Annotated in this window: 7 protein-coding genes; all 7 read right to left on the bottom strand. The window is 37.6% G+C overall.

The genetic code is table 11. The annotated features are described in order from the left end of the window. Positions 1-14: 14 nt before the first annotated feature. A complete protein-coding gene (gene galB, locus LOK78_RS14290) occupies positions 15-2,453 on the bottom strand; it encodes a beta-galactosidase GalB (protein WP_232635361.1) in 2,439 nt (812 codons plus the stop codon). A gap of 150 nt (positions 2,454-2,603) precedes the next feature. Further along, positions 2,604-4,442, bottom strand: a complete 1,839-nt coding sequence (locus LOK78_RS14285) for a hypothetical protein (RefSeq protein ID WP_232635360.1) — start codon at positions 4,440-4,442, stop codon at positions 2,604-2,606. A 23-nt stretch (positions 4,443-4,465) separates the two neighbouring features. Next, a complete protein-coding gene (locus tag LOK78_RS14280) occupies positions 4,466-6,070 on the bottom strand; it encodes a RagB/SusD family nutrient uptake outer membrane protein (RefSeq protein ID WP_166961707.1) in 1,605 nt (534 codons plus the stop codon). 10 nt (positions 6,071-6,080) lie between these two features. Beyond that, positions 6,081-9,212: a SusC/RagA family TonB-linked outer membrane protein gene (locus tag LOK78_RS14275; protein WP_166961710.1), complete on the bottom strand. Its 3,132-nt coding sequence runs from the start codon at positions 9,210-9,212 to the stop codon at positions 6,081-6,083. 46 nt (positions 9,213-9,258) lie between these two features. Continuing rightward, positions 9,259-10,584, bottom strand: coding sequence for a xylose isomerase (xylA, locus tag LOK78_RS14270; protein ID WP_232635359.1), 1,326 nt, complete (start codon positions 10,582-10,584; stop codon positions 9,259-9,261). A gap of 4 nt (positions 10,585-10,588) precedes the next feature. After that, positions 10,589-12,082 (bottom strand): FGGY family carbohydrate kinase, encoded by a 1,494-nt coding sequence (locus tag LOK78_RS14265; RefSeq protein ID WP_232635358.1) that lies wholly within the window; start codon positions 12,080-12,082, stop codon positions 10,589-10,591. Between the two features lie 6 nt (positions 12,083-12,088). Continuing rightward, on the bottom strand, positions 12,089-13,699 hold the full coding sequence (gene xylE / locus LOK78_RS14260; protein WP_232635357.1) for a D-xylose transporter XylE: 1,611 nt from the start codon (positions 13,697-13,699) through the stop codon (positions 12,089-12,091). Between the last annotated feature and the right edge of the window lie 3 nt (positions 13,700-13,702).

The raw sequence follows: 13,702 nt of genomic DNA, 5'->3' as shown, positions 1-13,702 counted from the left end.
CTTCCTTTTACGTTTTATTTTTTTGTTGTTACCAATATGCTTGCATCCTTTAATCCCTCGGATGACACATTGATTTTAATCTCACCTTCTTTTTTAGTTGCTTGAACTACCACTAAGCACTTTCCGTTTAATGCTTTATGTGAAGTTCCCTTAAACGATTCATGGTTGGTAGGATCTCCATTAGCTACCCCAACAATAGCTCCTTCTCCTTCAATTGAGAAATTCAACTGATTTTGAGCCGTTGGAACAAAATTGCCTTCAGCATCCACCACATCTACTGTAATAAATGATAAATCCTTACCGTCTGCCGAAATGCTGGTTCTATCTGCCGTCAATTTTACCGTAGCTGGTTCTCCAGCTGTTTTAATTTCTTTTTCTAAAACAACCTGACCATCTTTTCTTGAAACCACTTTTAGAGTTCCTGCTTCAAAAGGAACGCGCCACATAACATGCAAGTCATCCCCTTCTTTTTTCTTAACACCCTTAGATGTTCCATTAACGAACAATTCCACCTCATCGGCATGGTTGTAATATGCCCAGACATCTACCGAATCTCCTTCTGTATAATTCCAATGCGGAAAAATGTGAAGCACATCGTTATCGGTCCACTCGCTTTGGTACATGTAATACACGTCTTTTGGAAAACCGGCCAAATCCACAATTCCGAAGTAAGAACTTCTGGATGGCCACACATAAGGTGTTGGTTCACCTATGTAATCAAAACCTGTCCAGATATACAATCCTGAAAGGAAATCGTATTTTTTCATGATTTTCCAAGTTTCCTCATGGGTTGAGCCCCAAGGCGTGCTTACTTGATCGTAGGCCGAAACCGTATTTCCTGGATTTCCACTATCAAATGGAATATCCCAGCGAACGGGCCACCTTTTTAAGGTATCAGATTTGGCATCATAATATCCTCTTGTCTGCAAACCAGAAGTCGTTTCTGTTGCAATAAAGGGCGTGTTCGGGAAATTTTGTTGGTGATATGGAAATGTGTTGTGTGCATAATTATATCCAATTAAATCCAAGACACCAGAAGCTGCTAAGGGATTTAAACTGGCCTTTTCCACATCAAATTGAGTCGTTACATTAGCATTGGGCATGTTTACCGGAGGATTCATAGCTACGGTAATAGGTCTCGTGGTATCCAAAGATTGCACAATTGCCTTTAGCTCCTTGGCTGTAGCAACCCCTTGTTCGTTCCATTGCTCCTGAATCTCATTACCTACACTCCACATAAAAATACTAGGATGGTTACGGTCACGAGTGATAAAATCTTCCAAATCCTTTTTATGCCACTCTTTCCAAACGCTTGCATAGTCATGCTCTGTTTTGTTATTGTTCCACATATCAAATGATTCATCCATGACGATAAAGCCCATTTGATCACATAAATCCAATAATTCAGGAGTGGGTGGATTGTGAGCCGTTCTGATACCATTAACGCCCATCTCTTTCATAATTTGAAGTTGGCGCTCAATGGCTCTATAATTGATGGCGGCACCAAGAGGTCCTAAATCGTGGTGCATACATACGCCTTTAATTTTCACTTGTTCTCCATTCAAAATAAACCCTCTTTCTAGGTCAAATTGGAATGATCTTATTCCGAAGGGTGTTTTATAAGTATCTATAACAGCACCGTCTACCTTAATGTCGGTAACGGCTGTGTAAAGTGTTGGTTGGTCTACAGACCAGAATTTTGGTTTCTCAACGGTTAAGTCTTGAGAAATACTTTTGTTTTCGTTTTGATTGATTGTTAATTCTGAAGTATTAGAAGTTACCTCTTGACCACCGTGCATAATGGTGGTAGTAATTGTAGCCGTTTTTGACTCCTTGTATTGATTGGCAACTTTAATTTCTAAAGCCACCTTAGCTGATTCCTGACTTACCTCAGGAGTTGTAATATAAGTTCCCCATGATGCTACATGGAGTTTATCTAAAGATTTTAACCATACGTTCCTGTATATACCCGATCCAGAATACCATCTAGAATTGGGTTGGTTAGAATTATTGGCTTTTACCAATATCTCGTTGGTTTCCCCTTCTGGATTTAAAAATGGCGTTAATTCATATTCAAAAGAAATATATCCATTTGGTCTGTTACCTAAAAAATGGCCGTTGATCCAAACGTCACTATCCATGTAAACACCATCAAATTGTATGAATAACTGTTTGTTGGTGCTTTCTGTTTTAAATGATTTTTTATACCATCCCATGCCTCCCGGAAGATAACCTCCTCCTAAATCGGCAGGATTGTCTTGGCTAAATGCCCCTTCAATGCTCCAATCATGAGGAAGGTCTAATTTTCTCCAATCTTTTGATTGGGCTGCCTTTAAAGAATCACCTAAGTAAAAAGACCATCCATCAGAAAACGGAATATTTCTTTCTGAAACTTGATGTAAATCTTGCTTTTCAGTACATGAAATAAACAGAAATAAACCGCTTAAAATCATGTAAAATTTAATATAAGAAAAGGAGCTAGACACTATAAAAATCTTAGTTTTTTCATTTTTTTAAATAGGTAAGAAGCAGTTTTGAGGCTGCTTCTTACCAAAATATTTAACCATATAACCTCATTCATTAAGAGGCTTAAAATTCTTTAATTAATACACGGTTATACTTTCCACAGTAGCAGAAACAGCTTCTAAATCTGTTATATCTGTTGCCATACCGGCAACATCTATTACAAATACAATCACCCCCTCTACTAAAGTACCTGGATCATAAGAAACAGTATAAGTTCCATCTCCGTTAACTGTAATTGCACTTCCATTTCCATTTGGATTCCAATCAGAATCCGCATAATACATGGAAGCATTATAAGAACCTACAGCTCCTGCATTCAAAGTAATTCCACTCAATGTAAAAGTTACTTCAACTGATTCAAAGGAAGCCAAGTCTGCAGTGTTTAGTCCTGGATCATTAAAGGTGGAACCAAATTCATTGTAAATTTCCAATCTTAAGTTTCCATTTCCTTCCAAATCACCATAGACAAGCTTGGAATTATCGAAGGGTACATCTGTACCTTCATTTCCACCGCCACCACCTGAAGAGTTGCCAACATTTGGCACTAGGTGGTAAGCCATATATTCTGTTCCTTCGGCATTGATAGCTCCAAGCCACATATCAGAAATATTTCCGCTGGCATCTGTTGAAATATCAAGAATTCTTAACTGATTATTAGCATCAGCTGAAAAACTTGCCCAATTAATTACTGTAAAAGTTGGTACACCCACACTGAAAGAATAGATACCAGAACCATTAATTGAATAGGTTCCTTCAGTTACAGATCCATCAGGTGTTAAGAAAATTACTGAGTTGTCTTGTGAGTCCATAATCATGGAAAAATCTCCATAAACTTCAGGATCTGGTGTTCCTAACCAATCTGGATAATCCTCTGGTGTTTGCCATCCATTTAGCATGGAACCATTTAATCCTGCCCAATCAAGTGGATTACTTTCAGATAATTTCCATTCAATAGCTGTAGTAGTAATTTGAGAAATAATATCCTCCCATCCATCAGGAAGTGTTGGTTCTTCAGGACCTGTTTCTTCAGGAACCCAGTTATCACTATACTCTTGAGAAATAAAATTGAACGATAGCATTGCTGGGTCACAGTCTCTAATTACACCTAACTGCATTGTATCTTCAGTAAGTGACAGAATAACCAATGAGTTCCAATTACTTACACACTCTTCATAAATAGCATCATGCAGAATGGTAGCGTTTGAAGTTGTTAAAGTATGATTATCCTTATCTAAATAATATGTTCCTGATTGTTCTCCATATTGAGGCAGTGTAAGATGGTTTACAGTCATGTACGGTCCTCCTTCTAGACTGAATGTCATCTCACCAAAATCTGCTGGTCCAGAGAATCCCCATCCTTGAATACTATTTAGGTCTGGAGACCAATTCCAACAATCATCTCCATAACAACCGTCTTCTCCTCCTTCTAACCATCCATTATCGGTGCCATAGAAGAACATTGGACCAACAAAATACTTAGATACCCCTTCTGCATCAACATCCAATAACCATGTTTTAGAATTTCCAACTCCTCCAGAGAGCATGGTCCATAATGGATCGTTAACATAATTCAGGTTATCTTCTGTAACTGTTATAACAATAGGTTCAGCCTCTACGATACCACCATCGGTTACGGCAGAAAATTGAATGGTGTAATCTCCTGCAAAAGCATAATGAATTGTATCGATTGCTCTGTTTGAAATTCCTGTTTCATAATCCCAAACAGGAACAGTCTCTGGAGTATTGTTCCTTAAAATAACAGTATTACCCCCTGCATCTATAGAATAGTCTTGAACTACAGAGAAGTTAAGTTCTGAAGGATCTAGTTTCCTTCCCAGCTCGTGATCGTCTTCACTACAAGAGGCAAAGGAAACCAGGACCCCGATTAACATAAATATTTTAAAAATTCTTTTCATAATTCTAATCTTTAATTAGTTAATTACCATCCAGCATTTTGCTGTAATACATTACCTGACAATGTAATTTGTGTGTTCGGAATTTGAGAAAGCCCTTGTGTTGCTTGGAAATTAGCGCCAGAAATAATTTTTGTTTCTTCAATACTACCCGTTAAAACGGTTGTATTTTCTTCAAGTTCTGATGCCGCAACGCCCAGACCTTGACGCATTAAATCCCAATATCTTATTCCCTCAAGAGCAAATTCTAAATGTCTTTCTTTTAATAAATTTTCAGCAGTTACTGCAAGTGGTGTAAAGTTATTACCGTAAGCACGTTGTCTTACTTGATCAAAGTAACTTTGAGCACTTCCACTACCTAATTCGGCAGCCATCAATAAAACATCTGAATATCTAATTGCAAAGTAATCTTGGAACTGTTCAATTTGGAAATCTCCAGTTGCTACAATTTGCGTCGTACTTACCAAGTTTCCTGATTCATCATAGGCAGACATAGGTGTATATTTCTTGTTATAATAACCTGTATACTCTCTTTGTCCTTCTTGATTATCAAATGGAATTTCCTCTTCATCTACACCTATAACGGTAGCAAAACGTCTAGAATCTCCTTCATTGTATAAGTCATACAATTTTTGGGTGGCGGTTATTCCCCAACCATTCCCGTAAGGGAAACTCATAAACTCACGCATCCCAAATAAAACCATCCAATGGTTACCGTCTGTATTTCCGTTATAATCACTAGTATAAGTATATTTAATAGAAAATACAATTTCCTCATTACTTTCACCTGCATAGGTAGATCCGTCTTCCGTTGTACTAGCAGCAGGCCATAGATTTGCAAAATCAGAAACCAAACCATGTCCGCTAGATGCAATAACATCTTCCATATGTTGTAAAGCTTCACTTTGAGAAACTAATCCCACTAAATCAGACTGTCCATAATATCCAGTATAATATAAATAAACGCGACCTAACATGGCTTTAGCCGCCCATCTTGTAACGCGACCATTAGGTACTGAATTATAACTTTCCGCTGGAATATTTTCTGCAGCATAAAGTAAATCCTCAGCGATTACAGCATAAACTTCATCTGGGTCTGCTTGAGGTAGATTCTCTGTTGAAGGCTCTGTCAATAAAGGAATGTGACCCCATAGGCGTACCATGTCAAAATAAAGGTAGGCTCTAATAAAACGGGCTTCACCTACATAACGATTTCTTAAGGCTTCATTATCAGTCCAATCTATTTGATCGATTCTTTGTATTAACACATTACAACGATATAGCGCTTGATAGTATTTGATCCAAGTATCATTGTACAAATCCTGATAGGCAGGAGCCACACTCATATCAAACTCATCAATAGCTTGATAATCTGGGTTATCAGAATATCCCAGTCCACTAAAACAGTCATCAGACATCACTTCTGATGCCGTATAAAATGTTCTGCCAGAAGCACCAGTAACCACTTGTAGGCCATCATAACATCCTATCAATGCAGAATATGCATGCTCAGGAATTTGGTAAAAGCTTTCGTCTGTTGTATCGGTAATTGGCGCTGTATCTAAAAAGTCATCGCCGCATCCCCATACAAGCATTCCTAAAGCAACTAAATATAAATTAATTCTTTTCATGATTCAATTTTTAAAATTTAAAGTTTACCCCTAACATATAGGTTCTAGGTCTTGGGTAATACCCAACATCCACTCCAGATGAAAAGTTGTAATTTCCATCTGAAATTCCAAATCCTACTTCTGGATCCATACCATCGTAACTAGTGAAGGTGTAAAGATTCAAAACAGAAGCATAGATTCTTAATTGTTCTGCAAAGAAAGTCTTGCTCTTAATACCCTTTGCTATGTCATAACCAAGAGTAACAGTACTAATTCTTAAAAAATCACCATCGTGTACAAAAATATCTGAGAACTGGTTATAATTTCTATTATCAACAGTTACTCGGGGTAAGGTATTAGAAGACCCCGGTCCATGCCAACGGTCTAAAATAGCTCCTGTCCAGTTTTGATTTGCTCCCGTATTTCGATACGACTGTACAATTTGGTTTCCTGCTACGCCGTTTGCTTGCATTGCAAAGTCAAAGGCCTTATAATTGAATCCAAGAGAGAATCCATAAGTGAAATCAGGATTAGGATCTCCTATTTCTGTTCTATCATCTCCATTAATAACACCGTCACCATTGTGATCTACATAAATTAAATCTCCTGGTTGCGCATCTGGCAATAATAATTCACCATTAGAATTCACATAGTTATTCACATCTGCTTCTGTTTGGAAGACACCTGCAGTTTCATATCCCCAAAAATATCCTAAAGGATGTCCGTCCTCAGCTCTATAAAATTCCTGAGAATTATCCCAAAGTTGGTTATTTAACCCGTGAATAATGCCATCCTCGGTTGGAATTTCACCAACTTCATTTTTGTTGTAAGCACCGTTAAAACTAAAGTTATAACTAAAGTCGTCACCTATATCACCATTGTAACCTAATACGACTTCAACACCAGAGTTAACTACACTTCCTCCATTGATATATGGTGCCTCAGCACCTGCGATTGCAGGAATTGGAGCCAATACTAACCAATCTTTCTGTTCTTTACGGTACCAATCGAAAGCAAGGGTTAATTTAGAATTGAAGAATCTGGCATCAAAACCAAAATCCAATTCTTCTGCTGTTTCCCATTGCAATTCAGAGTTTGGTAATCTGTAGGGATACGCTCCTGGAGTTAATACGCCTTCTTCATCTCCAAAACTGTAATTGGTATTTTGAGTTCTTACTAAACCAAGGAATTGGAAATTACCTACATTTTGGTTACCCACTTGTCCCCAACTTCCTCTAAGTTTCAAATAATTCATCCAATTTTCTACACCTCCCATAAAATCTTCTCTAGAAATAACCCAACCGGCTGAAACTGATGGGAAATAACCCCAACGATTCCCTCTAGCAAATTGAGAAGAACCATCCGCTCTAAAAGTGGCATTTAAAAGAAGTTTTCCTTTATAGTTATAATTTAAACGGCCAAAATAAGACATTCTTTTACTAATTGGATTTGGTCCACCTGAAAGTGAAATTTGAGTACCGTCTGCATTCGTTGCATTGCTTAACCAAGCATGATTTAAATCATCATAGATTAAATCCACATTTGAACCAGACATAAAGTGACCATCATATTTAAAGGCCTCAGTACCTAACATGGTTTCGAAGTGGTGATCTTCTCCCAAATCAAAATTATAGGTCAATAAATTAGTCCATATCATGCTTTTACCTTTACTCATGTTTTGGTTTACACTTCTTAAGTTACTAAATGCATAGATGGATAATTCATAAATAGGTGAAAAACTGTGTCCTTGACTCGCATAATAGTCAATACCTAAATTGGTTCTGAAATTCAATCCTTTAGCTAGTTCAAAATCGAAATACACATTACCAATCAATTTCTGGGTATCACTTTCGTTTTGATTGGAATAAACCATTTGAGCATATGGATTAGACACACCTTGCAACCAAGGTTCACTATATCCTGTTGAATTAAAATATGCGCCATTGGCATCATACATTGGGAATAATGGGTTTGTCTGGAAAGCACCTCTCAAAGAGTTGTTATACTGATTACCAACACCTATACCATTATTGTTAATCCAAGCGAAGCTAAAGTTTTCACCAAACTTTATTTTGTCTTTATACAATTTGTGCTCAGAGTTAAACCTAAAATTGTATCTCTCATAATAGGAGTAATCTTTTCCTCCAACAATACCAGCTTGATTTAAGTAAGAAAGTGATGACGAATAAGTAGACATTTCATTTCCTCCTGTAACACCCAAGGTATAGTTTTCTGTTGGTGCAGTTGTAAACATTTCGTCCATCCAATCGGTACCAGCTCCAGCATTGGCAATATCCTCATCTGAAAACTGTCTTGCTAATCCAGAATTGATTCTCGACTCATTAATAATCGTCATATACTCAGGAGCATTAAGCATGTCAATTTTTTTAGCTAAAGTCTGAACCCCATAAAACTGATCAAAAGTGATTTGGGTTTTTCCTTCTTTACCCTTTTTAGTAGTTACCAAAACCACACCATTGGCAGCCTGTGAACCATAAATAGCTGCAGAAGCAGCATCCTTTAACACCGAGATGCTTTCAATGTCTGCGTTATTAAGATACGAAATATCTCCCGTTTGCACTCCATCAACAACATACAAAGGTGCATTGCTCCCTGCAGAACCCAATCCACGTATCACAACGTTCATAGATTCTCCTGGCTGACCAGAGGTTGAAGTAATTTGCACCCCTGCTGCTTGCCCTTGCATTGCTTGAAGTGCGTTAGTCGTACTTTGCTTTTGAAGAGCCGCTCCCTCAACTTGAAGATTGGCACCCGTAGTTAGTTCTTTCTTTTGAACACCATATCCAACAACCACTACTTCACCAAGTGCTTCAACACTAGCTTCAATTTGAATGGTTAAAGTTGTTTGGCCATTGACTTCCACATCGAGTGTTGAATACCCTATGTAGCTTACCTGCAAAACAGCATTAGATGGTACTTCTAAAACGAAGTTTCCATCAAAATCTGTTGAAGTTCCCTTGGTTTGATCTCCCCTTAAGATTACCGAAGCACCTGGGACTGGCATGCCATCAGAGGCATCTGTCACTGTACCCGAAACCGTAATATTTTCTTGCGCAAAACCCGTTTGAGAGCCGAGGACAAAAAAGAATACTACAGCAAAAAAGGTGAAAAACCTTGTAGATTCATAAAATTTACTTCTCATAATGAAAAAAGTTAGTTAAATACTTATTGTTTGAGTTTGAAATAGTCTAATAAGCGTTTGCAATGATTTGCTCATACAATTCTTGCTTACCACTTATAATTTTTGGTTCTCCATTGGCTCTGGCAATTTTACTTAAGTCTTCTAAAGAAAGGTCTCCTTTTTCAAACTTGGCTCCATTACCTGAGTCAAAAGATTCATATCGTTCTTTTCTTAATTTTAAATAGTCTGTATTCTTAAGAATTTCGTCAGCACAAATTAATCCTCGAGCAAATACATCCATTCCTGCTATGTGTGCGATAAATTTATCTTCTAAATCGGTTGAATTTCTTCTCACTTTAGCATCAAAATTGATACCTCCGCCTTGAATACCTCCACCTTCTAATATGACTAACATAGCTTGGGTGATTTCATAAACATTGATTGGGAATTGATCGGTATCCCATCCGTTTTGATAGTCACCTCTATTAGCATCAATACTTCCTAAAAGACCAGCATCAACAGCTACTTGAAGTTCATGTTGGAAGGTATGACCTGCCAAAGTCGCATGGTTTACTTCCAAGTTTAACTTGAAGTCTTCCTGCAATCCATATTTATTAATGAAGCCAATAGAAGTAGCTGCGTCAAAATCATATTGATGCTTCGTAGGCTCCATAGGTTTTGGCTCAATCAAGAAAGTTCCGTTAAAACCTTCCTTACGTGCATAATCTCTACACATAGTTAGAAATCTAGCCAAATGGTCTTGCTCACGCTTCATATCGGTATTCAAAAGGCTCATGTACCCTTCTCTACCTCCCCAGAACACATAGTTCTGTCCGCCTAGTGCAATGGTAGCATCTATAGCCAATTTTGCTTGTCCACCAGCATAAGCAACCACGTCAAAGTTTGGATTGGTAGAAGCACCGTTCATAAATCTCGGATTTGAAAAAAGGTTTGAAGTACCCCATAATAATTCAATTCCGGTATCCGCTTGTTTTTGTTTCGCATAATCAACCATATGCTGAATTCTGGTTTCAAACTCAGCTAAAGTTGGAGCTTCATCTACTAAATCGACATCATGAAAACAATAAAATGGAATACCCAGTTTGCTCATAAATTCAAACCCTGCATCCATTTTTAATCGTGCTCTTTCTAAAACGTTTTCGGAATTGTCCCAAGAAAAAGTTTCAGTTTGCTTACCAAAAGGATCATCTCCTTTATTACATAGTGTATGCCAATAAGCCATTGCAAATCGCAAATGCTCCTTTAAAGTCTTACCAGCCACTACGCGGTTTTCATCATACCACTTAAAGGCCAAAGGGTTATCGCTCTCTCTGCCTTCATACTTTACAGCATCGATTCCCTTAAAAAAACTTTGTAACGTTGTTGTATTCATAATCTTAATCTTGAATTTTAATTTGTTCTTTCCAATGTTGATAAACATCTTGATATTGATTCACCAAATTTCTATTTGGCTCTAACTCTTCCATTAATTTAATATTCCCAAAAGCTTCCTTTAAGGAGTTATAATAGCCCCAACCATAAGCTGCTCCTCTTGCTGCACCATCAGCACCTGAAGTTTCATATAGGTTTAAAACGGTATTGGTTGTGTTTACAAAAATCTCCCGGAATAAAGGGCTTAAAAACAGATTGGCATAAGAAGCCTTAACTGAATTTCCAGATGCACCAATGGATTTCATTACATCAAAGCCATAATTCATGGCAAAAACAATCCCTTCACAGGCAGCTCTTACCACATGTTCTGGTTGATGAATATTGAAGTTTAAGAATTCAATACCTGAATTCACTTCCTTATTATCAAAAATGCGCTCTACGCCATTTCCAAATGGATAAAATCTCAATCCCTCACTACCTAACGGTGCTTTGGTAGCTAGATCGTTAAGTAGGTCATAAGGTATCGGAGCTGTGGCTCCAACGGACATCAATTTTCTTAGCCATTGGTATAGAATACCAGACCCATTGATACATAAAAGCACACCATTACGTTTATGCTCTTTTGTGTTGTTCACATGAAGAAATGTATTGACTCTATTGTTTTTATCGAAGGCATCTTGATCGGTTACCGAATAAATAACTGCAGAAGTACCAGCATTGGCACCTACCTCACCAGGATTTAAAACCTGCAAAGACAAGGCATTATTAGGTTGGTCTCCTGCTCTATAAGTTACTTTAACTTGCGTGTTCAATCCTAATTCTGAAGCTACCTTGGAGTCAATAATTGCTTGATGTCCAAATGTGGGCACAACCTCAGGAATTAGTTTTTCAGATAGTCCCATCCCATTCAAAATATCATTAGCTAGACCGCCTTCCTTGAAATTCCATAAGGCGGCTTCAGAAAGTCCAGAAGTACTAGTCTGGGCAACACCGGTAAACTTAGCTGCAATAAAATCACCAGGAAGCATCATATAAGCAGCCTTTTCAAAAATTTCAGGTTGATTTTCTTGAACCCATTTTAATTTGGATGCTGTGAAATTTCCAGGGCTTCCTAATATTTGATTTTGACAGGCATCAACACCAATGGTTTGATACCATTGCCTTCCAATTTCAGCCGCACGTCCATCACACCATATAATTGAAGATCTTACAGGCTCTAAATTTTCATCCACCAAAACCAATCCATGCATTTGATAACCAATGCCAATTCCCTGAATTTTACTGATATCAATTCCTTCCTGATGCTTTAACTTTAAAATGCCATCTTTAATGTATTGCCACCATAAATTAGGGTCTTGTTCTGCCCACCCAGATTGAGGTGAAAGAATAGGTGTTTCAAAATCAGGAACCGTAATTGCTTTTATTTCCAATCCAATTTCAGCATTGAAAACTGATAGTTTAATGGATGAACTGCCTATATCGACACCTAAAAAATACATTCTTAACTATTTATTGTTTTTATCCCACAATTGCTCCATTTCCTCCAGGGTTTTCCCTTTTGTCTCTGGCACAAACTTCCAAATGAAGAGTGCCGATAAAATGGCCATAAATCCATAAATCCAATATGAAAAGCCATTATGGAACAATTCGGTTAATTTTATATTATTATTCATCATAGGGAAGGTCCATGAGACCACTAAATTGGCCAACCACTGTGCAGCCACAGCAACGGCAAGCACTCCCTTAATTTTATTAGGGAAAATTTCTGAAAGCAACACCCAGGTTACAGGCCCCCAAGACATGGCAAAAGCGGCTATATAACCCAACATAAATAAAAGTGAAGCGATACCGGTAGATTGCATAAACAAAGAGAAACCAAGACCTATCATACTAATGGCCATAACCACACTTCCTATCAACATCAATTTCTTTCTTCCAAAATTATCTACCGTAAAAATGGCTAACACTGTAAACAACAAATTAATAGCTCCTACAATGATGGTTTGAAGCATGGAAGCATCGGTCTCCATACCCATGCCCTTAAAGATTTCAGGAGCATAATACAACACCACATTAATACCAACAAACTGTTGGAATACCGACAACAAGATTCCGATGATTACTATACCCCAACCATAGGTAAGCCAATGCGCTTTCTTCTGATTAAATGAATTTTTAATTTCCTGAATGATTTTCAAGGCTTTTTCCTTACCATTCAACTTGGTAAGAACCTCTACCGCGTCTTCGTCATGACCTTTCATCACTTGGAACCTTGGCGTTTTTGGCACCAAAAACAAACAAACTAGAAACAGTATCGCTGGAACATTTTCTGAGAGGAACATGTTTCTCCAACCGATAGTATTAATCCACTCAGCCGTTTGACCTTTAACGATAAAATAATTTACAAAATAGACGATAAGCATCCCACCTACTATGGCAAACTGATTAAAGGAAACCAATTTCCCTCTTATATTGGCTGGCGCCATTTCTGCTATATATAAAGGAGATAGCATACTAGCTAATCCCACTCCAATTCCTCCAATAATTCTAAAAATTATAAAAGAGGTAAGGGCGTTACCCCCAAAGACATTCAAACTATCTGGATATCCAGACCCGCAGGCTGAAATAATAAATAAAACCGCAGCTATTAACAAGCCATTTCGACGACCGATTGAGTTGGCTATTTTGTCTCCCATTGATGCCCCTATGATACACCCTACAAGGGCACTACTTACCATAAAGCCAAAAATCGAGTTCTTTAAATTATCAGTTAATCCATCTGAAGAATTCAAAAACCCGAAATAATAAAAGGCACCAACAATGAAGAAAAACAATACGACAATTATGGTTGCTGTCTTTTTATTATAAAACTTATAGATAAAAGAGCTGAGTAACCCAAAAATAGTCAGCAAACATAATGTCAAGATAATTTTAAAATGAAAAATAGATTGTGTTGCCATTTCAACACTGGAATCCAAGGCTTTTACAAAAAATGTTTCAAGCGCCCCTACAGCTCCAGAAATAACTGCTGTATCATACCCAAATAACAATCCCCCCAAACTTGCTACAATGGTAATTAGGTAGGTAGATTTTAAACTTTGAGAGGTAGCATTCATATT

This window comes from Mangrovimonas futianensis (assembly GCF_021245805.1).
Lineage (GTDB): Bacteria > Bacteroidota > Bacteroidia > Flavobacteriales > Flavobacteriaceae > Mangrovimonas > Mangrovimonas futianensis.
The sequence above is the reverse complement of the archived record's forward strand: the minus strand, read 5'-3'. Positions and strand labels throughout refer to the sequence as shown.

Bases quoted from the DNA above. Each gene is read 5' to 3' on its own strand.
- LOK78_RS14285 (WP_232635360.1), bottom strand. From the start codon at position 4,442: ATGAAAAGAATTTTTAAAATATTTATGTTAATCGGGGTCCTGGTTTCC.
- xylE (WP_232635357.1), bottom strand. From the start codon at position 13,699: ATGAATGCTACCTCTCAAAGTTTAAAATCTACCTACCTAATTACCATT.
- LOK78_RS14265 (WP_232635358.1), bottom strand. From the start codon at position 12,082: ATGTATTTTTTAGGTGTCGATATAGGCAGTTCATCCATTAAACTATCA.
- LOK78_RS14275 (WP_166961710.1), bottom strand. From the start codon at position 9,212: ATGAGAAGTAAATTTTATGAATCTACAAGGTTTTTCACCTTTTTTGCT.
- LOK78_RS14280 (WP_166961707.1), bottom strand. From the start codon at position 6,070: ATGAAAAGAATTAATTTATATTTAGTTGCTTTAGGAATGCTTGTATGG.
- galB (WP_232635361.1), bottom strand. From the start codon at position 2,453: ATGATTTTAAGCGGTTTATTTCTGTTTATTTCATGTACTGAAAAGCAA.
- xylA (WP_232635359.1), bottom strand. From the start codon at position 10,584: ATGAATACAACAACGTTACAAAGTTTTTTTAAGGGAATCGATGCTGTA.